The sequence below is a fragment of the Rhodococcus sp. 14-2483-1-1 genome, assembly GCF_002259335.1.
Lineage (GTDB): Bacteria > Actinomycetota > Actinomycetes > Mycobacteriales > Mycobacteriaceae > Rhodococcoides.
Genome location: NZ_NPFX01000013.1, coordinates 18,105 through 41,590, shown reverse-complemented (window position 1 = coordinate 41,590; position 23,486 = coordinate 18,105). Strand labels below are relative to the sequence as shown.

23 protein-coding genes are annotated in these 23,486 nt (G+C 64.1%); 11 read left to right on the top strand and 12 right to left on the bottom strand.

From position 1 onward, the window contains the following. Window positions 1-21 precede the first annotated feature (21 nt). On the bottom strand, window positions 22-918 hold the full coding sequence (locus CH294_RS11140) for a polysaccharide deacetylase family protein (protein ID WP_094737989.1): 897 nt from the start codon (window positions 916-918) through the stop codon (window positions 22-24). Between the two features lie 61 nt (window positions 919-979). On the opposite strand from CH294_RS11140, the gene CH294_RS11135 reads away from it, so the two are divergent. Further along, window positions 980-1,345 (top strand): MerR family transcriptional regulator, encoded by a 366-nt coding sequence (locus CH294_RS11135; protein ID WP_094737965.1) that lies wholly within the window; start codon window positions 980-982, stop codon window positions 1,343-1,345. A 121-nt stretch (window positions 1,346-1,466) separates the two neighbouring features. On the opposite strand, the gene CH294_RS11130 is transcribed toward CH294_RS11135, so the two are convergent. After that, window positions 1,467-2,015 (bottom strand): dihydrofolate reductase family protein, encoded by a 549-nt coding sequence (locus CH294_RS11130; RefSeq protein WP_094737964.1) that lies wholly within the window; start codon window positions 2,013-2,015, stop codon window positions 1,467-1,469. 126 nt (window positions 2,016-2,141) lie between these two features. Further along, window positions 2,142-2,759, bottom strand: coding sequence for a TetR/AcrR family transcriptional regulator (locus CH294_RS11125; RefSeq protein ID WP_080737392.1), 618 nt, complete (start codon window positions 2,757-2,759; stop codon window positions 2,142-2,144). Window positions 2,760-2,849: 90 nt separating this feature from the next. On the opposite strand from CH294_RS11125, the gene CH294_RS11120 reads away from it, so the two are divergent. From CH294_RS11120 to CH294_RS11095, 6 genes are all read left to right on the top strand, one after another. Beyond that, complete coding sequence (locus tag CH294_RS11120; protein ID WP_094737963.1) at window positions 2,850-4,427, top strand: carboxyl transferase domain-containing protein; 1,578 nt, start codon at window positions 2,850-2,852, stop codon at window positions 4,425-4,427. Window positions 4,428-4,432: 5 nt separating this feature from the next. After that, window positions 4,433-6,427 (top strand): acetyl/propionyl/methylcrotonyl-CoA carboxylase subunit alpha, encoded by a 1,995-nt coding sequence (locus CH294_RS11115; RefSeq protein WP_094737988.1) that lies wholly within the window; start codon window positions 4,433-4,435, stop codon window positions 6,425-6,427. Then, entirely contained in the window at window positions 6,424-7,590 is a 1,167-nt protein-coding gene (locus tag CH294_RS11110; protein ID WP_094737962.1) for an acyl-CoA dehydrogenase family protein, read from the top strand. Before CH294_RS11115 ends, CH294_RS11110 begins: the two co-directional genes overlap by 4 nt. Beyond that, a complete protein-coding gene (locus CH294_RS11105) occupies window positions 7,587-8,069 on the top strand; it encodes a MaoC family dehydratase (RefSeq protein WP_349290432.1) in 483 nt (160 codons plus the stop codon). Before CH294_RS11110 ends, CH294_RS11105 begins: the two co-directional genes overlap by 4 nt. Continuing rightward, a complete protein-coding gene (locus CH294_RS11100) occupies window positions 8,066-8,875 on the top strand; it encodes a CoA ester lyase (RefSeq protein WP_094737961.1) in 810 nt (269 codons plus the stop codon). Before CH294_RS11105 ends, CH294_RS11100 begins: the two co-directional genes overlap by 4 nt. 79 nt (window positions 8,876-8,954) lie before the next feature. Beyond that, window positions 8,955-9,407: a MarR family transcriptional regulator gene (locus CH294_RS11095; protein WP_094737960.1), complete on the top strand. Its 453-nt coding sequence runs from the start codon at window positions 8,955-8,957 to the stop codon at window positions 9,405-9,407. A gap of 1 nt (window position 9,408) precedes the next feature. Here CH294_RS11095 and bla read toward each other — a convergent pair whose 3' ends face one another. Beyond that, complete coding sequence (gene bla, locus CH294_RS11090) at window positions 9,409-10,338, bottom strand: class A beta-lactamase (RefSeq protein WP_094737959.1); 930 nt, start codon at window positions 10,336-10,338, stop codon at window positions 9,409-9,411. 103 nt (window positions 10,339-10,441) lie between these two features. Between bla and CH294_RS27990 the strand changes: the two genes are divergently transcribed. Next, entirely contained in the window at window positions 10,442-11,296 is an 855-nt protein-coding gene (locus CH294_RS27990; protein ID WP_094737958.1) for a LysR family transcriptional regulator, read from the top strand. Beyond that, window positions 11,293-12,198, top strand: a complete 906-nt coding sequence (locus tag CH294_RS11080; protein ID WP_170944687.1) for a serine hydrolase — start codon at window positions 11,293-11,295, stop codon at window positions 12,196-12,198. Before CH294_RS27990 ends, CH294_RS11080 begins: the two co-directional genes overlap by 4 nt. On the opposite strand, the gene CH294_RS11075 is transcribed toward CH294_RS11080, so the two are convergent. The 3 genes from CH294_RS11075 to CH294_RS11065 form a co-directional block, all read right to left on the bottom strand. Then, entirely contained in the window at window positions 12,171-12,866 is a 696-nt protein-coding gene (locus tag CH294_RS11075) for a hypothetical protein (RefSeq protein ID WP_094737956.1), read from the bottom strand. The two genes, CH294_RS11080 and CH294_RS11075, sit on opposite strands and share 28 nt — an antisense overlap. A gap of 114 nt (window positions 12,867-12,980) precedes the next feature. Continuing rightward, window positions 12,981-13,790: an enoyl-CoA hydratase-related protein gene (locus tag CH294_RS11070; protein WP_249305230.1), complete on the bottom strand. Its 810-nt coding sequence runs from the start codon at window positions 13,788-13,790 to the stop codon at window positions 12,981-12,983. Continuing rightward, window positions 13,774-15,309 carry an acetyl-CoA acetyltransferase gene (locus CH294_RS11065; protein ID WP_249305228.1) on the bottom strand — a complete coding sequence of 512 codons (1,536 nt, stop codon included), beginning with the start codon at window positions 15,307-15,309 and terminating at the stop codon, window positions 13,774-13,776. Before CH294_RS11065 ends, CH294_RS11070 begins: the two co-directional genes overlap by 17 nt. Window positions 15,310-15,370: 61 nt before the next feature. Here CH294_RS11065 and CH294_RS11060 point away from each other — a divergent pair, with 61 nt between their 5' ends. After that, entirely contained in the window at window positions 15,371-15,976 is a 606-nt protein-coding gene (locus CH294_RS11060) for a TetR/AcrR family transcriptional regulator (RefSeq protein ID WP_094703637.1), read from the top strand. Window positions 15,977-16,030: 54 nt separating this feature from the next. Here the strand turns inward: CH294_RS11060 and CH294_RS11055 are convergent, their stop codons facing one another. The 4 genes from CH294_RS11055 to CH294_RS11040 are packed head-to-tail and all read right to left on the bottom strand — an operon-like array spanning window position 16,031 to window position 21,185. Then, window positions 16,031-17,137 (bottom strand): extracellular solute-binding protein, encoded by a 1,107-nt coding sequence (locus CH294_RS11055; RefSeq protein ID WP_094737953.1) that lies wholly within the window; start codon window positions 17,135-17,137, stop codon window positions 16,031-16,033. Then, window positions 17,137-18,897 (bottom strand): iron ABC transporter permease, encoded by a 1,761-nt coding sequence (locus CH294_RS11050; RefSeq protein WP_094737952.1) that lies wholly within the window; start codon window positions 18,895-18,897, stop codon window positions 17,137-17,139. Before CH294_RS11050 ends, CH294_RS11055 begins: the two co-directional genes overlap by 1 nt. Next, window positions 18,894-20,009 (bottom strand): ABC transporter ATP-binding protein, encoded by a 1,116-nt coding sequence (locus tag CH294_RS11045; protein ID WP_032405080.1) that lies wholly within the window; start codon window positions 20,007-20,009, stop codon window positions 18,894-18,896. The genes CH294_RS11050 and CH294_RS11045 overlap by 4 nt, the downstream gene beginning before the upstream one ends. A 45-nt stretch (window positions 20,010-20,054) precedes the next feature. Then, complete coding sequence (locus tag CH294_RS11040; RefSeq protein WP_094737951.1) at window positions 20,055-21,185, bottom strand: PrpF domain-containing protein; 1,131 nt, start codon at window positions 21,183-21,185, stop codon at window positions 20,055-20,057. Between the two features lie 182 nt (window positions 21,186-21,367). On the opposite strand from CH294_RS11040, the gene CH294_RS11035 reads away from it, so the two are divergent. Further along, on the top strand, window positions 21,368-22,264 hold the full coding sequence (locus CH294_RS11035; protein WP_094737950.1) for a LysR family transcriptional regulator: 897 nt from the start codon (window positions 21,368-21,370) through the stop codon (window positions 22,262-22,264). A 10-nt stretch (window positions 22,265-22,274) separates the two neighbouring features. Here the strand turns inward: CH294_RS11035 and CH294_RS11030 are convergent, their stop codons facing one another. After that, window positions 22,275-23,411 (bottom strand): PrpF domain-containing protein, encoded by a 1,137-nt coding sequence (locus CH294_RS11030; protein WP_094737986.1) that lies wholly within the window; start codon window positions 23,409-23,411, stop codon window positions 22,275-22,277. Window positions 23,412-23,486: the final 75 nt, after the last annotated feature.

The window sequence follows — 23,486 nt, the reverse complement described above, 5'->3', positions numbered from 1 at the left end:
CGACGTTCACCGCGGCCGTCGTCACGATCCTCCAGGAGGATCCTGGCCTTCCGACTGCCGGATGTATTCGTCGGCGATCTCGTCACTGGTGGTCAACCAGACGTCGGGTTGCGCCGCGAGGTAGGCCAGCGCGAGATCGAGATACTTGTGTCTGAAGGGTTGCCCGATCACGAAGGGGTGCAGAGCAAGAGGCAGGACCCGTCCGCTCGTGGTCGAATCCGCACGCAGTTGTTCGTAGGAATCCACCACCATCTGCACGAAATCCGGACCGGTGAGCCCTTTACCGAACAGCAGAAGATCGTTGAGTTCGACGGTGTACGGAACGCTGAGCATCCCCGGGGTTGTCAGCGCATACGGCTGGTCGTCGTTGGTCCAGTCCAGAACATAGCGGTAGCCCAGCTCCGCGAGAATCGCCGGAGTGTGGTGGGTCTCGGTCAGTCCTGGGCCCATCCAACCGCGAGGAGCGGTGCCCGTCGCTGCGCGAATAACGTCGGTTACCTCTTTCAGTACGCGCAGTTCTTCGTCCGGTTCGAGTCCACTGTGCAATCTCGAATTCGTGCGTCCGTGTGCGAGCCACGTCCAGTGTCGCTCCAGACCAGCGGCAATGATCTGTGGATAGTGCTGTACAACATCTGAATTGAGCAGAACACTGGGGCGAATTCCATGACGATCGAGACTCTCCATTGTGCGCCAGATGCCGACGCGCGCACCGTAATCACGCCAACCGTGATTGAGCGCGTCCGGAGTCAGTGCCGAACTGCTCGGCCAAATGCTGGTCGACGGCTCGTCGAAGAGAAAGTGCTCGACGTTCAGCCCGACGTATACCGCAACCCGCGCGGACCCCGGCCACACGATCGGGGCTCTGTCGACGATGGGGCTGTACTTGTAAGGCGGCTCGAAGCGTGTCTCGTCTGTCATGGACGACACGGTAAAACCTGACACCCATGTCAGAGTCAACCGTCGAAGGTATAACCGAACCATGCGAATCGGGGAGTTGGCCCGCAGGACAGGCGTCAGTGAACGGTCTTTGCGCTACTACGAGCAGCAAGGACTACTGACTTCGGATCGCTCACCGTCCGGCCAGCGAATCTACTCGGAGTGGGCAGTCGATCGAGTGGTGCACATCCAGCATCTGTTCGCTGCAGGAGTCGGCAGCAAAACCGTATCCGCTCTGTTGCCGTGCATGCGAGACGTCGATGGCCGGCCATCCGCAAACGCCACCGAAAAACTGTCCGAGGTCTTGACGACAGAGCGAGCGCGGGTGGACGAGGCCATCCGGAACCTGCAGCGTTCCCGCGACACACTCGACGAAATCATCGACGCCGCGACGTGCGAATCCGAATAGTCGGACTCGATCGAACGGACAGCCCGACCGAGCAGAACACAATCAGCTCGGCCTCGGTCCTCGGCTCGTGCAGACGGGCACCCCCGTTGCAAGGCTCGTCATCTCGAATACGAACTCGACTTCATCGAACGACGCGGTACCGCGCCAACGACGCACCCGACGTAAACGGTCGGCATTCCACGAGGTTCAGAGTCTGTGGCGGAGTTCCGTCGAACAATCGTTCGCCGTGACCACGCGCGTAGGGGTACTGGAACAGCCGGTACTCATCGACGAGGTCTGCCGCAATCAGGCTGCGACACAGGGTGATACTTCCGGTACACACGATATCGGAACCGTCCAGTTCCTTCAGTCGCGTGATCTCCTCCGTCAACGGCCCCGACAACACGGTCGAATTCACCCAACCAGGGTCTTTCAGTGTCGAGGACACGACGTACTTGGCAACCCTGTTCAGGTGATCGGTGACCCCCGTGGTGTCGTCGGTCTTCGGTCCCCAATAGTCACGCATACCCTCGAAGGTCACTCGACCTACCAGGAACCCGTCCGACATATCGCGCTGAGCGGCCAACGCAGCATCGAGCTCCGCATCGTGACCTGCCTGGGCGAACCAGTCGTCGGTGGCTTCGATGACGCCGTCAACGGTGATGTTCTGCGTGATGACCAAGGTGCGCATCTTCGAGTTCTATCACCTCGCGAGGTAACCGGACTGCGGTATCGAGCGTCGCAGGTGACCTCAGCGCCCACTATTTCGTTCCGTAGGCGGGATCGCGGTCGGTGAGGTGAATTGTGGACACTCAGGTCAGTGCCGTACCCCCAGAGCCCCCAGTGCCATTGTTCGCAACACCGGCCGAGCACTTCGTGACGGAGTACGCCCCGCGCTGTAGGGCGTCGAGTTGATCAGGCCGAAGACCGCGTGCGCTGTGGTGCGCGCATCGGCCTCGTTCAACTCCGGGTCGACGGCACACAGCACCTCGACCCACAGTTCCACGTACTCGCGCTGCATTCGGCGCACCTTGCGTCGAGCTCCCTCGGGGAGGCTTTGCAGGTCGCGATCCTGGATGCGAATGAATGCCGGTGTCTCGAAAGCGAAATCGAGGTGGAACTCCACCAAGGCCGACACTGTCCCCGAGTCGACGACCTCTCGGCCGACCACCTCGCGCCCGCCGTCGAGCAGATACTCCGAGATTCCGACCATCAATTCGACGAGCACCGCCTCCTTGTTCGGAAAGTGGCGATAAACGGCGGGACCACTGATTCCCACTGCCGCGCCCAGATCCTCTAGCCGCACGGAGGTGAACCCGCGATCGGCGAACAGCGATGCCGCGGCGTCGAGCAATTGTTGCCGGCGCTCGGCCTTGCGTTGCTCGCGCACGGTCGTCGGCTTTTCCAACTCCTGCACCCCCTCGACCCTGGACACTCAGTTAATCGTAGTTTACTATCATGTCAGTTATCAACCATTAACTGAACTCCTGCGACACCGACGTCCGACCCCTAAGGCGTGCACCTCATGGCGATCGATACCGCTGCCAACCGCGCAGATCACGAGCTTCTCACCAGCGAACTCGCCGACCGGCTCGCCGCCGCGGCCCTGGGCGGCAACGAGAAGTCCCGGCAGCGACACATCGCCCGCGGCAAGCTGCTCCCCCGCGACCGCGTCGACGAGCTGCTGGATCCGGGCAGCCCATTCCTGGAAATCGCCCCACTGGCCGCCAACGGTCTGTACGACGACGAATGCCCCGGTGCCGGTGTCATCGCCGGCATCGGCCGCGTCTCCGGACGCGAGTGCGTGATCATCGCCAACGACGCGACGGTCAAGGGCGGCACCTACTACCCGATGACGGTCAAGAAGCATCTGCGCGCTCAGGAAATCGCGTTGCAAAACACCCTCCCGTGCATCTACCTCGTCGACTCGGGCGGCGCATTCCTGCCGCGTCAGGACGAGGTGTTTCCCGACCGCGACCACTTCGGCCGCATCTTCTTCAACCAAGCGACCATGAGCGCCAAAGGAATTGCGCAAATCGCTGCCGTCATGGGCTCCTGCACCGCGGGCGGTGCCTACGTGCCTGCGATGAGCGACGAGGCGATCATCGTCAGGAACCAGGGCACGATCTTCCTCGGCGGCCCGCCTCTGGTGAAGGCCGCGACCGGCGAGGTCGTCACGGCCGAAGAACTCGGCGGTGGTGATCTGCACTCGAAGATCTCCGGCGTCACCGACCATCTGGCCGACGACGATCGAGACGCACTGCGACGAGTGCGCCGCATCGTCTCCACTCTCGGACCGCGCACCACGCGGCCATGGGACGTCGTCACCACCCGCGAGCCCGTTGCCGATCAGAGCGAGATCTACGACGTCGTGCCCACCGATCCTCGCACCCCGTACGACGTGCGCGAGGTGATCACCCGAGTGGTCGACGCAGGCGAACTCGACGAGTTCAAGGCCGAATACGGCAAGACACTCGTCACCGGATTCGCCCACCTCCACGGCCATCCCGTCGGAATCATCGCCAACAACGGTGTCCTGTTCGCCGAATCTGCCATGAAGGGCGCACATTTCATCGAACTGTGCGACAAGCGCAGCATCCCGCTCGTCTTCCTGCAGAACATCACCGGCTTCATGGTCGGCCGCGACTACGAGGCAGGCGGCATCGCAAAACACGGCGCGAAGATGGTGACGGCCGTGGCCTGCGCCCGCGTCCCGAAGATCACCGTCGTCATCGGCGGCTCGTACGGTGCGGGCAACTACTCCATGTGCGGCAGAGCATATTCGCCCCGCTTCCTGTTCATGTGGCCCAACGCCCGCATCTCGGTGATGGGCGGTGAACAGGCCGCATCGGTGCTCGCCACCGTGCGCAGCGACCAGCTCGATGCGGCGGGCAAACCGTGGGGCGACGAAGACCAGGAAGCGTTCAAAGCTCCGATCCGGGATCAGTACGAAAGTCAGGGCAACCCCTACTACTCGACGGCCCGGCTCTGGGACGACGGCATCATCGACCCCGCCGATACCAGGCAGGTTCTCGGACTGGCTCTCTCGGCGTGCGCGAATGCGCCGCTCGAGCCGGTCTCCTACGGCGTTTTCAGGATGTGAGAGACATGACCACGATAGACACCATTCTGATCGCCAACCGCGGCGAGATCGCCGTCCGAGTGGCACGCACGTTGCGTCGCATGGGGATTCGCACCGTCGCCGTCTACAGCGACGCGGACGCCGACGCCCGGCACGTCCGCGAAGCCGATACCGCCGTACGACTCGGGCCCGCCAGCGCACGCGAGAGCTACCTCGACATCGGCAAGGTGATCGCCGCCGCGAAAGCCACCGGCGCACAGGGAATTCATCCCGGATACGGCTTCCTGTCCGAGAACTCGGAGTTCGCAACCGCCTGTGCCACAGCGGGAATCGCCTTCCTCGGGCCGCCGGCCAAGGCCATCGAAGTGATGGGCGACAAGATCGCCGCCAAGGCCGCCGTCAGTGCATTCGGCGTACCCGTCGTACCCGGCATCTCCCGACCCGGACTGTCCGACGACGACCTCATCGCCGGCGCACCCGACGTCGGCTTCCCCGTACTGGTCAAACCGTCCGCAGGCGGCGGCGGCAAGGGCATGCGTCTGGTCGAGCGCGCCGAGGACCTCCCCGCGGCATTGACCAGCGCTCGCCGGGAAGCGGCCTCGTCCTTCGGTGACGACACTCTGTTCCTCGAACGATTCGTGTTGCGGCCCCGGCATATCGAGGTGCAGATCCTCGCCGACGGACACGGCAACGTCATCCATCTCGGCGAGCGCGAATGCAGTCTGCAGCGGCGGCATCAGAAGGTCATCGAGGAAGCACCGTCACCGCTGCTCGACGAACAGACCCGGGCGCGCATCGGCGAGGCCGCGTGCAACACCGCCCGAAGCGTCGACTATTCGGGTGCCGGCACGGTCGAATTCATCGTCTCGGCGGACAGCCCGGACGAGTTCTTCTTCATGGAGATGAACACCCGCCTGCAGGTCGAGCACCCGGTCACCGAGATGGTCACCGGACTCGACCTCGTCGAATGGCAGGTCCGGGTAGCCGCCGGTGAAGCGCTCACTCTGAGCCAGAACGACATTCAGCTGACCGGCCACGCCATCGAGGCCCGCGTCTACGCGGAGGATCCCAGCCGCGGATTCCTCCCCACCGGCGGCACCGTCGTCGGATTGCGTGAACCCACCGGTCCCGGCATCCGCGTCGACTCCGGCCTCGCCGTCGGAACCGAGGTGGGTAGCAATTACGACCCGATGCTTTCGAAGATCATTGCCTACGGCCCAGACCGCAGCACGGCGCTGCGTACCTTGGATCGGGCGCTCGCCGACACTGCCGTGCTCGGAGTCGTCACCAACATCGAGTTCGCGCGATTCCTGCTCGCCGACAACGACGTCCGAACCGGCAACCTCGACACCGGACTGCTCGACCGCCGGGTCGAGGATTTCGTCGCCGCCGAGGCAACCGACGAGGCACTGATCGCCGCGGCAGCCATTGCCTGGCTCGATGTGTGGCAGGCGGCAGGCCACGACATCTGGGGTACGCCGTCGGGATGGCGTGTGGGAGCGCACGCGCCGTTCCACTGCCGTCTGGCATCGGGAGGGCGCACTGCCCACGTGTCCATCACCGGGACCCTCGATGCGGCGACGGTCGTCGTCGACGACGGAATGCCGCGTGCCCTGCGCGCCGTGGCCAGCGAAGATTCGGTGGACGTGGTGCTCGACGACCGCCGCGAGACGATCACGTTCGCCCGAAGCGGCTCGGCCACCTGGGTTTCCAACTCTCGGGGTACCTGGCGTGTCGATCGGATCGCCGAGCCCAGTGTGCGCGAGAACGAAGCGCACTCCGGGGACGCCGAGATCCTCTCACCGATGCCGGGTTCGATCATCGCGATCGGAACCACCACCGGCAGCGCCGTCACCGCAGGCTCGGCCATCGTCGTCGTCGAGGCGATGAAGATGGAACACACCTTGACCACACCGATCGACGGCACCGTCGAACTCACCGTTGCAGTGGGGGATCAGGTCCGCGTAGACCAAGTCCTCGCCCGAATCGTTCCCACCGACACCGAACAGGACCAGCCATGACCGATCTTCTGTCTTCGTCGAATCTGCCCGACGAGTACCAGCAACTGGTGAAGTCCGTTGCCGACTTCACCCGGACGGTCGTCGCGCCGGTCTCGGCGAAACACGATGCCGAGCACTCGTTTCCGTACGAGGTCGTCGCCGGGATGGCCGAGATGGGCCTGTTCGGTCTGCCGTTCCCCGAGGAATACGGCGGCATGGGCGGCGACTACTTCGCCCTGTGCCTGGCACTCGAGGAGCTCGGTAAGGTCGATCAGAGTGTCGCGATGACGCTCGAAGCCGGCGTCTCGCTCGGTGCCATGCCCGTCTACCGCTTCGGCAACGATGCGCAGAAGGAGCAGTGGCTGCCCAAGCTCACAGCGGGTAAAGCCCTGGCCGCGTTCGGTCTGACCGAGCCCGGTGCGGGTAGTGACGCGGGCGGCACCAAGACCACCGCCAAGCGTGACGGCGGTGACTGGATCATCAACGGCAGCAAGCAATTCATCACCAACTCCGGTACCGACATCACCGAGCTCGTCACCGTCACCGCGGTGACCGGCGTCGACGAGGCAACCGGACGCAAGCAGATCTCCTCGATCCTGGTGCCCACCGCCACCCCGGGCTTCGTCGCGGAGGCTGCGTACAACAAGGTCGGTTGGAATGCGTCCGACACACACCCACTCAGTTTCACCGATGTGCGCGTACCCCAGGAGAACCTGCTCGGCCAGGAAGGTCGCGGGTACGCGAACTTCCTGCACATCCTCGACGAGGGCCGGATCGCGATCGCTGCGGTATCGGTCGGTGCCGCGCAAGGCTGCGTCGACGAGAGCGTCAAGTACGCCAAGGAGCGTGAGGCCTTCGGTGCTCCGATCGCCCGCAATCAGGCGATCTCGTTCAAGATCGCCCGAATGGAGGCCCGTGCACACACTGCTCGCACTGCCTACTACGACGCAGCGGCATTGATGTTGGCGGGCAAGCCGTTCAAGAAGGCAGCGTCCATCGCCAAGCTCGTCGCCTCCGAGGCGGCAATGGACAACGCGCGCGATGCCACGCAGATCCACGGCGGCTACGGTTTCATGAACGAGTACGTCGTCGCCCGTCATTACCGCGACAGCAAGATCCTCGAAATCGGCGAGGGTACAACCGAGGTCCAACTGATGCTGATCGCCCGGAGCCTGGGACTGTGAGCGACAAGCGCATTCGGCAACGCGGCCTGTGGTTCGAGGAGATGGAACTGGGCACCGTCTACGAACACCGCCCGGGACGGACCATCACCGAGGCCGACAACACGCTGTTCACCACGCAGACGATGAACACTCAGGCCCTGCACCTCGACGCCGCCTACAGCGAGACAACACCTTTCGGCCAGCGCCTGGTGAACTCGATGTTCACGGTCTCGACCCTCGTCGGGTTGTCGGTGACGCAGTTGACTCAAGGCACCATCGTCGCGAACCTGGGTTTCTCTGAAGTGTCCTTTCCCAAGCCGCTGTTCCACGGCGACACGCTGTACGCGGAGACGCTGATCTCGGACAAGCGCGAGTCGAAGTCTCGCCCCGGCGAAGGCATCGTGACGTTCACCCACACCGGTCGAAATCAGCACGGGGACGTCGTCGCCATCGCGGTCCGCAAGACGCTTGTTCGGATGCGCCCCGAGGATGCCGTATGAGTTGGTTACCGCCCGGTCCGGCGTGGCTGTTCTGCCCGGCAGACCGACCCGAGCGATACGAGAAAGCCGCAGCCCGAGCAGATGTGGTGATCCTCGATCTCGAAGATGCTGTCGGTGCCGCGGACAAGGCCGGGGCTCGCGAGTCCGTGGTGTCGACCGCTCTGGACCCGTCGCGCACCATCGTCCGCATCAATGCGCACGGCACCGACGATCAGGCCGCAGATCTCCAGGCGTTGACGCACACCGAGTACACAACCGTAATGCTGCCCAAATGCGAATCGGCCGAACAGATTGTCGCTCTGGCTCCGTTGAACGTCGTCGCGTTGATCGAATCTCCGTTCGGCGCGACGACGGTGTTCGACGCGCTCGCGGCCGACAACGCCATCGGTGCCATGTGGGGTGCTGAGGACTTGGTGGCCGCCATGGGCGGCAATTCGAGTAGGCACGGCGACGGCTCGTACCGCGATGTCGCACAGCATGTTCGGTCGCAGACGCTACTGGCCGCGAAGGCACGCGGGGTGTTCGCGCTCGATTCGGTGTTCCTCGACATCCCCGATCTCGACGGGGTGCGTGTGGAGGCCGACGACGCCGTGGCCGTCGGTTTCGACGGCAAGGTGGCCATTCATCCGAGCCACATCCCGGTCATTCGCGACGCCTACGCGCCGACCCCCGAGGCGATCGAGTGGGCCACCGCCGTGCTCGACGCTGTGGCACACAACCGCGGCGTCTTCACCTTCCGCGGTCGCATGGTCGACGCACCCGTTCTGGCGCATGCTCGACGCATCATCGCGCGTCGAACCTCGTAGAAGGGTAATTGCAGACGCCGTTAATTGTCGGCGCGGTATGGTGGGTGGTCACGAGTACAGGTATCGAGAGGCACGACCAATGAGCGCACACGACCCCGCCCTGACTGCCCTTGCGCAGAATTGGCTTGCGCTTGCCGTCCTGCACGGACGTATCGAAAGCCGTATCGAGCGAGCGCTGCAGACCAACCACAATCTCAGCGCGCGCGAGTACTGGTTGCTCGACGTCCTGGGCAGGCAGCACGACGGGGTCGGCGGCCACCTCCAGATGAAGCAGGTGGCCGACGCCGTCGTGCTGAGCCAGAGCGCGACGACCCGCCTGGTCACTCGGCTCGAGGATCGGGGGCTGCTCACGCGGTACCTGTGCCCCACCGATCGCCGCGGTATCTACACCGACGTCAGCGAAGAAGGCCTGGCCCTGCTCGAGGCAGCGCGGCCGACCAACGATGCGGCGTTGCGTGAGGCTCTCGACGAAGCATCCGACGAGCCGGATCTCATCCCGTTGGTGGACGCCGTTCGACGCGCCGAGGGCTGATTCACTCCACCTGTTCCACGGCTGCTCTGGTCGCGTCGGCTACCAAGGGGTTCATCGCCGGCGAATCTTCCACCCCCGACGTCGTCGCGCTGAGCACGACCAGCAGGATCCTCTGCCCGTCCGGTCCGAAGAGCAGTCCGGCATCGTTCGATACGCCGTAGCTACCGGTGCCGGTCTTGTCGGCCGAAGTCCATTTCGGCGCAATGCCCGCCCGGAAGCGGGCCGTGGACGTCTCGGTATCGCCCATCCACTCGAGCAGCTGCTTGCGCGAGGCCTCGGTCAGAACATCGCCGTCGAGCAGGGATCGGTAGCCGGCGGCCAGCGAGTTGGGTGTCGTTGTGTCCCGTGGATCACCCGGAATTGCCGTGTTCAATTCCGGCTCTGTGCGATCGAGGCGAAATTCGGTGTCACCGAGTGATCGTGCGAAGTCGGTGAGTGCCGCGGTGCCGCCTGCCTCGCGAATCAGTAGGTTGCCGGATGTGTTGTCGCTCTTGGTCAGTGCGGCCGCTGCCAAGTCTGCGATGGTGACGACCGAGCCTGGTTCCCAATCGACCGCGGATTCGGGCACCTTGTCCTCGGCGGTGATCGTTCTGGTGTCGGTGAGCTGTAACTTGCCTGCATCGACGGCGGCAAGTACGGCACCGACGGCATACACCTTGAAGGTGGAGCAGAACGCGAAACGTTCGTCGCCGCGGTAACTCTGAGTGGAACCGGTCGCGAGATCGAGCGCATTGACGCCGAGCCGTGCAGTGTCCCTGGCCTCGAGTTCGAGGTATGCCTGTTCGGCACTGAACTCTTCGCTCGCGGGCTGAGACACACTCGTGTCGGATCGCGGTGGTTCGGTGGTGGCCGTCGAGGAACAGGCAACTCCGGCAGTCAGCGCCGCAGCTGCGATCACGGTGATCAGTCGGGTGGATGTCGAAGTACGCATGGGCTCATGCGATCACACCCTCTCGCCTCCGAGCCAAGTCCCGAGGCATGACTTCGTCATTCCACTTCGGTATCGCGGCAGGTAGACGTGTTTCAATAGGTCGGTGGATCTTGTTCGCCATCTCCAGTACTTTGTCGCCGTCGCCGAGGAACGCCACTTCGGCCGCGCAGCGGCGGCTCTGGGCGTGACGCAGCCACCGGTGTCTCGGGCGATCAAGACCCTGGAGAAGCACCTCGGTGTCGTACTCGTGGAGCGGACACCCGACGGTGCTGCCATCACCGAGCACGGGGCTGCGCTGTTGCCCCGGGCTCGCTTGATCGTCGACGACGCACGCCGATTGACCACCACGGCAGAGTCACTCACCGCGTCCGAGACGGTCCGCATCGGCCTCATCCCCCAGCTGGACGATGCACTGGCCGCGCGTATCGCCGCGTCCGTCGGTGTCCAAGCACGGGTGGAGACCGGCGGTGCAGTGTCTTTGCTGGACCGGGTGCGATCACACGAACTCGACGTTGCCGTGATCGATCACCCGGTGGTACTCGATCGACTGGTGGCCGGACCAGTGATTGCGTTACCCCGGCGGGTCAGCGTTCCGGTCGGTCACAGGTCGGCCCGAGCGGCGCGGCCGCGACTGACCATGTTGTCCGACCTGGCCTTCGCCACCACGCCGCGGGCTGCGAATCCACCTGCACACGACCTGTTGCTCGATGCGTTTAGGCGCCACGCCCTCGATCCAGAGGTGTTCGTTGCGAACACCTTTCGCGCCGTCACGATCAGCGTTGCGTCAGGTCGATGTTTCGGGCTCGTACCTGCCGCGAGTCCGGTACTGCCTGGCACCGAACATCTCGACCTCTCGTCCGACGACGTTGCCCTGCGAGTGCGGATCGTGCGCCGCAACGACGAGGCCGAGTCTCTGGTGAATCTCATCGGCCGAATCCTGTTGCAGGCCGGCAAGTGAATACGACCGACGAACAGCTGCGCGCCGTATTCGCCGACGCAGGCTGTCGTGGTTGGGTGCGCGCCGAGCGGATCGACGGCACCGGCACGGTCGTCGACTACGAGGGAGACGAACCCGTCGTCGCCGCGTCGGTGTGGAAGATCGTGCTGCTCGTTGCCGCTGCGCGTGCGTTCGACGAAGGATCCTTGACTGCAACCGATTCGGTGCGACTCGTTCCGGCACAGTGCAGTCCCGGGCCGACCGGCATCTCGAGTTACGCGGATCCGGTGACCATGAGTTGGCGTGACATCGCACGCTCGATGATCACCGTCTCCGACAATGCCGCTGCCGACGCACTTCTCGGTGCCCTCGGCCTGGATTCGCTTGCCACTGTGATCGAGGATCTCGGGCTCGAGCAGACTCGGATCGTCGGCGGCACGAAACAACTGGGTGATCAGATCGTCCGGGATACCGGCCGGTTGAACGCGGACGAAGCGGTGGGCCTACTGGCCAGCAACTACACGGTGGTCGACAGCTCGGGTTTCGATCCGGCGTACACCTCGTGCACCACCCCTCGCGACAGCAACACCGTTCTGCGCTCGATCTGGCTGGGCACCGCGGCATCGCAGGCGCAGTGCCGGTACATGAAAGAGGTTCTGTCTCAGCAAGTATGGCCGCACAGAATCCGCAGCGGAATCCCGTACCCGGATGTGCAGGTCGCGGGGAAGACCGGCACCATCGGCCCCATTCGCAACGAGGTCGCCGTGGTCTCGTTTCCAGGCGAGAAGCCCGTCGCGGTGTCGGTGTTCACCCGAGCGGCACGGATGGATCTCTTTCTCCCACTGGTCGATCAGGCCATCGGCAGCGCGGCCAGAATCGCAGTGACGGCAGTTCGTCAGGCACCGCACTCGGGAACGCCGTGACCGGATCGGCACCACGTGTTGACGCCGGGAGCGTCGCCCAGATCGTAGGTCATCAACACGCGGGTGTCGTTGTACCCGATACTCGGCGAGGCCTCGAATCGTTTGCCCTCGTACAGGGTTCCGCCCAGCCCGTCACCGGCCAGGAACGTGCGCTCCAGCAGCGTGACGACCACGCCGTCTTCCTTGTCGTCACCGATCGGTGTGTAGGTGGCCGTCCAGGTTTCGACGTCGCAGCAACTCGCTCCGGTGGTGAATGTGCTGCTCGCCGGGTCGGGATCGAGGTGAAGAATGCTTGCGTGCCGCTGCCAATCCCCCATGATCGTCGACGCCAGGTCTCCATCGGGGTTCGATACAGGAGGAATCTGCGGCTGCACCGGATCCTGAACGGGCGACTCGACCGCCACAGGCTGAGTAGGGGGCGCAGCTGCGGTCGGTGCAGGTACCGACGCGTCGATCGGCCCTGATCCATCGCCGGTATCCGGTTCATCGGCCGCCGGACTCTCCGATGGCGCGTTCTCGACCGGAGACCCTGGTTGGGCACCGCCCACCTGGGTGGACGTCGCTACTGCCTGCGAGGCGGGCCGAGCGTCATTGTCGCCGCAGGCCGTCAGGGCGGCCATGGCCACCACCGTCAACAGGGCGGATCCGATCGAAGAACGCACTCTCATGACGACTCCCCACTCGCGACGAACATCGTGCCCGGTCTATCGCCTCGGGCACGACTCCGTTACTTGCGCTAAGCAGGTCACGCTTGGGTAACAGTGTTCCTCAGCGCTGAGCGCTCACTGCGCGGTCCATGTCGGATCCCGTTTCTGCAGGAATGCGGTGATTCCTTCGACGACGTCCTGGGTGGTGGCGAGTCGATCCAATTCCCGACGGTTCTGCTGCCACGATTCTTCCTCGTGCGCGATGGTGCCGTCGGAGATGCGTCGAGCGAGCCGCTTGGATGCGCGCACCGCGAGCGGCGCACCCTCTGCGCAGAGGCGAGCGAGACCGAGTGCCGTCGCGAGAACGTCGTCGGGCGCGACAACCCTGTTGACCAGACCCCATCGTGCGGCCTCCTGTGCGGAGATCGGCTGACCCGTCAAGATCATCTCCAGCGCAACGTGTTCCGGCACCGCAGACATCAGTCGAAAGGTACCGCCCGCACCCGCGACGAGTCCGCGGCGGATCTCGGGCAGGCCGAATACGGCCGTGTCCGAGGCGACGACCATATCCGAGGCCAGAGCGATCTCGGTTCCACCTCCCATCGCGGACCCGTTCACCGCCGAGATGACGGGAACCGAAATCGGGTGTTGGACAATCCCGGCGAACCCCCAATGCTCGGTCTCGGGCGGGGTCACCGCGCCGGGGCCTCCGGTGCCGAGGGCTTTCAGATCGGCACCCCCGCAGAAGGTCGCCGATCCCGCGCCGGTCAAGACGATGGCACGGATGTCGCGGTCGGCCTCGGCCGACTCCCAGGCTTGCCCGAGCAGCGTATGCACGCGTGCGTCGATGCTGTTGGCGGCCTTCGGTCGGTTGATCGTGACGACGAGTACGTGACCATCACGCCTGGTCAGTACAACAGGTTCGATGCTATCGGCCTCGGACACGAATGTTCCCCTCGTTCGACTCGACACTGACTGTTGCTCCGATGATTTCGCGTGCAGGTTCGCCTCGATGGAGGGACAACGCATGCGCACTGGCCGTATCGCCGGGAGCCGTCTGTGCGGCAACGCGTCGTCCGCGCTCGTCCCTCCCGACGAGGAAAGCCTGGTTCGGTTCCTGCTGCCGGGAATGCTCGACGGAGACAGTCTCCACCACAAGATTCCCGTCCTCGACAGGTGATCGAGGCGGCGGATCCGATTCCAGCACTTCGGGTTCAGGATTTCCGATGTAGCCGAGCGGATGCTGTTCGGCACCCAACAGCACGGAGTGGTGGTAGGTCAGGTAGCCACCGTTCGCGTGCACCAGCGCACAACTCTTCCCGCCACGAATTTCCCGAACCGATGCGGTGATCGAATGCAGCGAATGACTACTGAGAGGTCCGCCGAAGGACGAATGGCCACCGGTCACTGTGGGAATCAACGACTTCAGCGTTCCGAGGTGACGTGTGGCCAGGGTCGGCACGATCGGAAAGCAGCTGTAGACGTCCAACACGTCCACTTGCTCGACCCCGATCTCCGCGCCATGCAACGCGCGATCCATCGCGTCTTCCATCGCTCGGGACCGGCCGAAACTACTGCGGTCGAGAATGTCGACCGCGTCCTCGGCACCAGCACCGCCCCAGACGTACACGATGTCGCTCTCGGGCACGCCGCATTCGCGGGCTTCGGCCAAGCTCGTCACCACGATGCACGCTGCCTGGTCGACGAACGGCATCGCGTTCATCGACAGCGGATACGGCTCGCACACGATGCGGTTCTTCGGCGACGGCGTGCCGATGTCGGCAGCCGTCCGCGCTCGCCCGTTCCACGAATACGGATTCTGCTCGGAGACAACGGAGAACGTCGCATACAGCTCGCTGCACTCGGCCTGCCGGGCCACCGGATCCAAGCCGGACTCGAAGCGAAATCGGCTCTCGAACAATGGATAGATCCGGACCGGTGAGATCAGACCGGCCTCTTGCATTGCAGCGCTGCCGAGTTGGTCGAGGTCGAAGGTGGGTGGACCGCCCGGATCTGTGCTCCACCCGCCGTCGTCGACGGGGTCTCGACCGGCCTTGACCAGCGCGCTCATCGAGGCCTGGGCTTCACCGCCCGCGATCACCGCCACCGTCGACTCTCCGGAGGCGATGCGCGCGGCTGCGCGATCGAGGAGCCGCGCAGGCCATTGCCCACCGATCGGAGCGTCGAACAGATCTGCTGGTGTGGCACCGAATCCACGTGCCAGTGCCGCGGCGGGACTGGCGTAGGCCCAGCTGGCGATATGACAGAACGCGATGCTGTCCGCGCGGCGAATCCACGGCTCCGACGTCGGCGAGTCCCGGAGTGCCGCAGTCGCAGCGAGCGTGATCAGTTCCATGGGTTCGACGCCCATGGGTTCGCCCCGGCCGCTTGTCTCACCGACAGCCACGATCACCGGAACACGTGTCGGATCCACCGTCGACGCCTCGTGGCGTGCAGAACTCATGACCGGAAACCTATTACAGACAGAGATTGTCTGCAATGCCGTCAGGTGCGACAATTCGGGGGTGACCGACGAAGCCACGAGCCGACGGGGACGTCCTCGCGATCCACATCTGGAAGACCGCGTCTACGACGCGGTGCTCGAGGTGTACTGGGAAAAGGGGTGGTCCGGCTTCACACTCGACGCCGTTGCCCGCCGCGCTTCGGTCGGGAGAGCCGCGCTCTACCGACGCTGGGAATCGAAGGGAGCCTTGGTCGTCGACGCGCTGGAAGCCCGAAGTCCACTCGCGACGCCGATCGACCTCGGCACGCTGCGGGCAGATCTCGTCGAGCTCGCAGTGCAGCTTCTGCAGGGTTACCGAGGGACAGCCGGTCTGGTCAGCCTGAGGGTCGCCCTCGATGCGCGGGTGCACCCCGACCTACTCGGCCGAATGATGGAGACGCTCAACAAGAGCCGTCTGGTCGCGGCGCGGCTCATCGTGCATCGAGCTCAGAGTCGAGGCGAATTGCCCGAGTCCGCCGATACCACCCGAATTCTCGAACTGGTGACCGGAGCGGTGTTCAGTCACGTCATCTTCTCGCATCGCACCGATTCCGATCGCGCCGAGACCGACCGCGTCTACGCAGAGAATCTGGTCGACGCAGTCCTCGATGGTGTCGGCACGGCATGACCTGAACGGCCGCCGAGTCCCATGGACTCGGCGGCCGCGAATGAGGTGGTTCTTCTATTCGTTGTAACCGAAAATCGCGTTCCACGCCTCTTGGTCGTCGGCGGAGTTCTCTATCGATTCCGACTGTGTGATGCGGTTGACCTTGGGGTCGGTGAACTCTGGTAGCTCGATTCCGCGGATCACCGGCGGGTCGATGTCGTTGCGCACCGAGTATTCACCGAGATCGCTGAACACCTGCTGACCCCTCTTGGAGAGGTTCCAGTTCATGAATACCTGCGCGGCTGCAGTGTTTTTCGCTGTGGATGCAACACCGGTGTAGTAGTCGTAGGCGGTGAGTCCCTCCTCCGGTACCACGAAGTTGACCGGCGCATTCTCGTTGTTGGCGATGTTGACGCTGCTCACCACGACGGTCCCTGCTTCGATCTCACCGCGGGCGAGCGCATCGAGCTGAGCTCCGATCGAGTCGAAAACCCTTGCCTCCGATGAGTATTCACGAAGGTAGTCGTCGCCGAGTACCTCACGCTGGAACCGAGTCAGTGCCAGTGCACTACCGCCGGCTCCGGCCTGAGCGATACCCAGATTGCCCTTCCACCGATCGTCGAGAAGATCTGCCCAGGACATCGGCCTGTCGTCACCCTCGATGAGCGCACTGTTGTAGCCCATCGTGTAGATCGGGTCGAAGGTCCGGTAGTAGTTGCCGCCGTCGAACACGACGTCGTCCTGCAGCTCCTTCGCCGTCGGCGGCGTGTAGGGCTGGAACACACCGCGCTCGCTGAGGCCGCTGACGAAGCCGGCATCGGAGATCCGCACGACGTCCGCGTCGAGCCGTCCTGCGCCGTACTCGGCCACCAGTCGCTCGTACAGACGGTTCGGGGTGAGCCGCACGAGCTTGACGTCGAGTCCGGTGTCCTTCTCGAAGTTCTTCAGCACCGTGGCCTCGGTGACCGCGGTGTAACCGCTGTAGAGGGTGATGCCACCTTCGGCCTGGGCCTGCGTCCACAGATCGGGATCTGCGATCTGCTCACCGTCGATGACGAGGCCGTTGTCGGTGACGATCTCCTCGGCTGCCCGAGCCAAGGCGGGACGTTCGGGTGGCGGCGAGCAGGCCGCGGCAGTTGCCACTGCGACGCCCAGCGCGATTGCTGTTACCAATTTTCTCATCAGACAGTTTCCTTGGATCCGAAGCGACGCGAGAGGATTGCGAGCACACCGATGACGACGCAGTACAGCAGGCTCAACTCGGCAGCCGACTGGAACGAGCCGTTGTCGTAGGCGTCGAAGATCGCGATCGAGAGCAACCGGGTGTCGGAGGTGAACAGGAACAGCGCGGCGGTGAGCTCACGCATGGACAGCATCAGCAGCAAGAGGAAGGTCGAGGACAGACCGACCTTGAGCAGCGGCGCGGTGACGAACGAAATCGCCCGGTGCCGCCGTGCACCCAACATGACTGCGCTGTCTTCCAAGTCCTTGTCCAACTGGATGATCGACGCAGAGACACCGCGGTAGCCCTGCGGAATGGTGACGGCAACGAACGCGATCACCAGCACCGCGAGTGTTCCGTAGATCGGCAGCGGAAGCGCCAGCCACGTCCACAGCAGACCCAGGCCGAGCACGATGGCAGGAACGGCCAGCGGCAACATCGCCAGATATTCCAACAGCTTTCGGCCTGGAGCATTCGTGCGGTACCTCGTGTACGCCAAGGCGAAGCAGAACGCGGTACCGATAGCGGCGGTGGCGACACCGACGATGACGCTGTTGGTCATCACGCTGTGGAAGTCGGCACTGCGCAACGTCTCTCCCAGTCCCCAGAACGACAGCGCTCCCGAGTCGAAGAGCTGACCGATGTTCGCGACGTAAGGGCTGGTCTGGAGAGCAGCCAACACCAGGGCGACAAGCGGCAGGAGGACGGCCAAGGCGAAGTACACCCAGGCGAACACTGCAGCCGGGATGCGCCATGCCCGCAGCGGAACCTGACGCGCCCGAACACCTTTGCCGCTGACGGTGGTGTATTCCTTGCTGCTCATCGCGCGCTGCTGGAAGGCGACGACGGCGACCAGCAAGACGGTGAGAACCACTGCGACAGCGGCGGCGTCGTTGCCGCGGGCAGGCGATGCGTTCATCAGTCGATAGATCAGGGTCGGCAGGGTGTCGACTCCGCCGGGCACGCCGATCACCTGAGCCACCGGGAAGTTCTCCACGGTGAGCGCGAAAACCAGGATTCCCGACCCGATCACGGCGGGCATGACGAGCGGGAACGTGATCTTGCTCAGCATTTTCGTCAACTTCGCACCGTGCAGACTGGCGGCGTCCTCGAGGTCCGGATTCATCAACGAGAGCGCGGAGTGGACCATCAGGAACGGATACGGCGCGTAATAGATGCCGAGGATGAAGATCATTCCGCCGAAGCTGTAGATGTCGATGAAGCCGGGAAGACCGATCGCGGTCAGAACCAGGTTGATGTAACCGGTGGCCGGCCCGGCCAGCAATGCCCACGCCAGTGCCCCGACGAGCGCCGGGAGGAAGAGCGGCGCAATACCGATGCCGTAGATCATCTTTCGGCCCGGAACGTTGGTACGTGCTGCCAGGAAGGCGAGCGTGCACCCGATCGTCAGCGCGACGATCGAGGACCCGATGCCGACCAGAGCCGAATTCCACAGGGCGCTCTGCGCGGTCGAGGACCCGAGCAGCGAGAAGTTGTCGAGGGTGAAGTTACCGAAGTCGAACAGCGATGTGCGCTCGGCGTTGTCGGTGAATGCGCCCATCACGATGAAGAACATCGGGAACAGCACGATCACGGTGAGCAGAGCCAACTGCAGAAGCGTCGGAATCCACTTCTTCAGACCCGGCCTGCGTTGGGGTGTCGGAGTGTCGACCTGCGGCTTCGTCGTGGTGACGGGCCGATTGTCGGTGGGGGCGCTCATACCGGCACCGCCTCGGAGGCGACGCGATCGTCGACGAGAACCTGAGCTCCGCCGGCTACTGCTGTGACCCGCGCGCGTTCTCCCATACCCAGGATTCGGCTGGCGTGTCCGGTGGCGACGGCTTCGATCTCCGGGCCGTCGTCCAGTGTGACGCGGTACCGAATGGACGCCCCCTGGTAGCTCGCGACGTCGACTGTGCCCATCCAGGACTGGCCCTCGGGCTCGGCATCGTCCAACGGGGTGACCAACAGATCCTCGGGCCGCAGGCACACCACGACGGGCCCGTCGGCCGCCGACGCTGCATCGACCGACACTGCAATCTGTCCGAAGTCCGTCAGCTCCATCGTCGATCGCGGTCCCGACGCAGGCGTGGCGCGGAAGATGTTGCCGACACCGAGGAACTCGGCCACCGAGGCGGACATCGGCGAGGTGTAGATGTCTTCGGGGGTGCCGATCTGCACGATTCGGCCGTTCTGCATCAGCGCGATTCGGTCGGCAAGGGCGAACGCCTCGACCTGATCGTGCGTGACGTAGACGGTGGTCAGTCCGAGTCGGAGCTGAAGCTCTCGCAATTCCATCCGAAGTCGTTCGCGCAGTCGGGCATCGAGGTTCGACAGCGGCTCGTCGAGGAGCAGCACGCTGGGGCGCATCACCAGGGACCGAGCCAGCGCCACCCGCTGCATCTGACCACCACTGAGCAAGCTCGCTCCTCGGTGCGCCATTTCGCCCAACCCGACGAGGTCGAGGGCCTCGAGGACGCGCTGGTTCATCTCGGTCTTGTTGACCTTCTGCATCTTCAACGAGAAGGACACGTTGTCGAACACAGTCCGGTGCGGCCACACCGCGTAGGACTGAAAGACCATGCCCACGTTGCGTTTGTGCGGCGGGATCGTCTTGTTCGTGTTCGAGTCGTGGACGACGCGGTCACCGATGGTGATGCGGCCTGCGCTGGGGGTCTCCAGCCCTGCCACACAGCGCATCGTGCTGGTCTTACCGCAGCCTGACTGACCCAGCAACACCAGGGATTCTCCGTCGGCGATCTCCAGGTCGAGGTCGCGGACAACAGTGTTTCCCGAGTAAGCGAGGCTCAGATTCTCGATGCTAACCTTCATGATCTTCCTTTTCTTCAGTCGTCGAAGCCGTGTTCACAGGTCGAGCTATCCGATCGAAAGTGCCTTCGCAGCAACGGAAACGAACAATTCTGCCGTCGCGATCCGTCGTGCAGCGCGGTGCAGGGTCACGCTGGTGAGGTTGCCGTCCGCAGCGATGTCGACATCGACGGCCAACACACCTGCCGGCGTCCCCAGCCGTAGGGTCGAGCTGGCGGCGCCGCGGATGACCCGATCCACCACACCGCCGCGCACCGTTGCGGCAGCGGCCACCGCCACCGCCGACGTCAGGCCGATCGACGGATGCGGTGCCATCATCGAGAGCATGCGCACGCAGACGTCGTATTCACCGGCCGAGACGAGTGTTCCGTCTTCGAGGCGGTAGTCCACCGGCGGCGCAATGATGCCGACCTTCGGCACCGCGTGCGCGATCGGATCCTGCGGGCGCGACAGCCCCATGAGCAGTGCTGCACTGCGGCGCAATTCGACCAGTCGCGGAACACGTTCCGTCAGCTCGGCAGCGGTCTCGGCCCCGGTCATACCGAGGTCGGATGCATCGAACAATGCAGCGGGAGCGCCGGCGACCACCATCGTGCCGCGGTGATGCGACCCATGTAGCTCCACGGTGTCCTCCACTGACCCGGTGGGAAGCAATCGAGTGCGATCGGCACCGAGGTCGATGAACGTCAGTCCGACCGGAACGCCGAGAGCCGACGTTCCGGCAACCTGAGCCGACCCTTCGGACGGAACGACGCCGCCCGGGGTATCGATCTCGGTGAGCAGCACCGCACCGGTATTGCGATTACGCAGCCGCACGACGGTGGTGATCGGATCGATCGCCACCAGGCCTTGTTGGAGTGCGTACAGGCCGATCGCGGTGGCACAGTTACCACAGTTGCTTCCCCACTCCACCTTTCGATCACCGATGGCGACCTGAGCGAAGAGGTAGTCCACGTCGATTCCGTCCTCGGAGGACCTGCTGACGATGGCCGCCTTCGAGGTGGTCGAGCTGCCACCACCGACGCCGTCGAGCTGGCGGGGGTCGCCGGATCCGAAGGCGGAGACCAGAATCTCGTCGAGAGATCCTGCTTGTTCGATCAGTGGCTCGACGTCGACGGAGCTGAAGAGCCAGCATTTGCTGGTCCCGCCCCTCATCCACGTGCCACGCAGTGAATACATCCTCGGATACCTTCCGGTCGTTACTCTCGAAAACGTTCTTGGAGTTGAACATTCGAGGAGCCAGTGCGGTCATGTGACGCAGCTCTCGTGCGGTTGCTGTACATAGCCTGCATCACACAGCCGTCGAGTACAATTACGAAAAAGTCGAGATCCCTTAACTTTCACTTAAAGGTGGTTCGATCATGTTCGACACCCGACGCCTGCTGCTCCTGGTCGAGGTGGTGCGCACCGGATCCATCACCGGGGCAGCAACTCGGTTGAGCTTCACCACATCTGCGGTGTCGCAGCAATTGAGCAAGCTCGAGCTCGAAGCCGGCCAACCCTTGTTGGAACGGCATGCTCGCGGGGTGCGCCTGACCGAGGCAGGCGAAGTCCTGGTCCGGCACGCCGAGCGCATCGAAACTCAATTACTCGCTGCGCGTAACGAACTCGAAGATCTGTCCGGCCTACGCGCAGGTACTTTGAGAATCGGCACGTTCCCGACGGCCGGTGCCAGCCTGCTACCACCGGTGGTGAAGCTGTTCAAGTCGCGCCATCCGGCAGTCGCACTGACAGTGCGCAGCTCGCGATTCGCCGGGCTGCGGGGAATGCTCGACACCCGCGAGGTGGAGCTGTCCCTGCTCTGGGATTACGAGTGGGCCAGAATCACCGACTCGGACCTGACGGTGCACCAGCTCATCATCGACCCACCGATGCTGGTCGTTGCAGTCAATCATCATCTGGCCGAGCGCGATTCGGTGGACATGACCGAACTCGAACACGAGCAATGGATCACCCGGGAAGACACTCACCCGGTCGGTGCCGCGCTCGAGCGCGCGTGCCATGCTGCGGGTTTCTCCCCCACCGTCTCGTTCGCCGCGAACGACTACCAGGAGGCGCAGGCAATGGTGGCAGTGGATCTGGGCGTCTCGTTCGCACCGCGCATGGCGCTGTCGAACATACGAGACGATGTGCGATTGGTCCCGTTGACGGGCGCACCATCACGTCGAATACTGCTGGCGCACTTGGCGGAACAGAAGCTCTCGCCGAGCGCGACCGTACTACTGAGAATTTTCCAGGACGTCGCCGCTCAGTTCTGAGGCCACGAACTCAAGCGGAGTGTGCACCGACCAGAGCGGGCATCGGCACCACGAAGAGGTCTGCGGTTGCGATACGTCGGACTGCGCGATGAAGTGTGACCGCGTGCAGCAATCCGTCGTGGTCCACGGTGTAGTCGACGTCGAGCACCCCGGCCGCTGTTCCGATGCGGAGTGATCCGGGCCAACCGATGCGGGCGTTGGTGGTGACGACACCGCCCTCGACCGTGGCGGCCGCCGCCACTGCCACCGCCGAGGTCAGTCCGATCGCCGGGTGCGGTGCCATCATCGACAGCATGCGTACCGAAATGTCGTAGTCGGCGGCGGCAACATGCTCACCCGTGGTGGTCACGTAGTCTCGCGGCGGGCCCACGATCCCGACCTTCGGAATGGCATGCGAGACAGGTTCTTCGGGCTTGCTCAGCCCCATCCGCAGAGCTGCCTGCCGGCGTAGCGCGATGAGGGTGGGGACGTGCGAGCCGACGACATCGTTGGTCTCCGACGCGGTCAGCCCGAAATCGGCGGCATCGAACAGTGCGGCGGGTGCACCCGCCCGAACGAACGTTCCTCGAAAGCATCTGTCGCCGAGAGTGACTCGATCGATCTCTGCACCGGTGGGGAGCATCGTCACTCGGTCCGAGGCCGGATCGGTGAAGGTCAATCCCACCGGGACACCCAGAGCGGTGGTTCCGGGGACGGACGCGTCGCCCTCCGCAGGAATGCGTCCGCCGGGAGTTGCGATCTCCGCCGCCAGAATCGCGCCGGTGTTCTCGTTACGCATCCGCACCACGGTGACGTGGTCGTCGACGGCGACGAGACCGGTCTGCACGGCGTAGAGACCGATCGCGGTCGCGCAGTTTCCGCAGTTGCTGCCCCACTCCACGGTGCGGTTCTCGATGGCGACCTGAGCGAACAGGTAGTCGACATCGATACCGGGTGCGCCCGAGCGTCGCACGATGGCTGCCTTGGAGGTGGTGGAGCTGCCGCCCCCGACGCCGTCGAGCTGCCGCGGGTCGCCGGAACCGAAGGCTGCGGTCAGGATGTTGTCGAGACCGCCGGCGTCGGCGATGTACGGGTCGATGTCGACCGCGTTGAACAGCCAGCACTTGCTGGTGCCTCCACGCATCCACGTTCCACGAAGAGTGAACATCTGGTGTGCCTTCCGATCAGGATCCGATGCTTCCACCCTGCGACAGAGGATGTTCAAGCACAATTACGAAATATG

Coding starts and splice junctions, on each gene's coding strand:
- CH294_RS11045 (WP_032405080.1), bottom strand. CDS start 20,009: ATGAAGGTTAGCATCGAGAATCTGAGCCTCGCTTACTCGGGAAACACT.
- CH294_RS11065 (WP_249305228.1), bottom strand. CDS start 15,309: ATGAGTTCTGCACGCCACGAGGCGTCGACGGTGGATCCGACACGTGTT.
- CH294_RS11110 (WP_094737962.1), top strand. CDS start 6,424: ATGACCGATCTTCTGTCTTCGTCGAATCTGCCCGACGAGTACCAGCAA.
- CH294_RS11100 (WP_094737961.1), top strand. CDS start 8,066: ATGAGTTGGTTACCGCCCGGTCCGGCGTGGCTGTTCTGCCCGGCAGAC.
- CH294_RS11130 (WP_094737964.1), bottom strand. CDS start 2,015: ATGCGCACCTTGGTCATCACGCAGAACATCACCGTTGACGGCGTCATC.
- CH294_RS11035 (WP_094737950.1), top strand. CDS start 21,368: ATGTTCGACACCCGACGCCTGCTGCTCCTGGTCGAGGTGGTGCGCACC.
- CH294_RS11120 (WP_094737963.1), top strand. CDS start 2,850: ATGGCGATCGATACCGCTGCCAACCGCGCAGATCACGAGCTTCTCACC.
- CH294_RS11140 (WP_094737989.1), bottom strand. CDS start 918: ATGACAGACGAGACACGCTTCGAGCCGCCTTACAAGTACAGCCCCATC.
- CH294_RS11030 (WP_094737986.1), bottom strand. CDS start 23,411: ATGTTCACTCTTCGTGGAACGTGGATGCGTGGAGGCACCAGCAAGTGC.
- CH294_RS11115 (WP_094737988.1), top strand. CDS start 4,433: ATGACCACGATAGACACCATTCTGATCGCCAACCGCGGCGAGATCGCC.
- CH294_RS11135 (WP_094737965.1), top strand. CDS start 980: ATGCGAATCGGGGAGTTGGCCCGCAGGACAGGCGTCAGTGAACGGTCT.
- CH294_RS11040 (WP_094737951.1), bottom strand. CDS start 21,185: ATGTATTCACTGCGTGGCACGTGGATGAGGGGCGGGACCAGCAAATGC.
- CH294_RS11055 (WP_094737953.1), bottom strand. CDS start 17,137: ATGAGAAAATTGGTAACAGCAATCGCGCTGGGCGTCGCAGTGGCAACT.
- CH294_RS11095 (WP_094737960.1), top strand. CDS start 8,955: ATGAGCGCACACGACCCCGCCCTGACTGCCCTTGCGCAGAATTGGCTT.
- CH294_RS11075 (WP_094737956.1), bottom strand. CDS start 12,866: ATGAGAGTGCGTTCTTCGATCGGATCCGCCCTGTTGACGGTGGTGGCC.
- CH294_RS11050 (WP_094737952.1), bottom strand. CDS start 18,897: ATGAGCGCCCCCACCGACAATCGGCCCGTCACCACGACGAAGCCGCAG.
- bla (WP_094737959.1), bottom strand. CDS start 10,338: ATGCGTACTTCGACATCCACCCGACTGATCACCGTGATCGCAGCTGCG.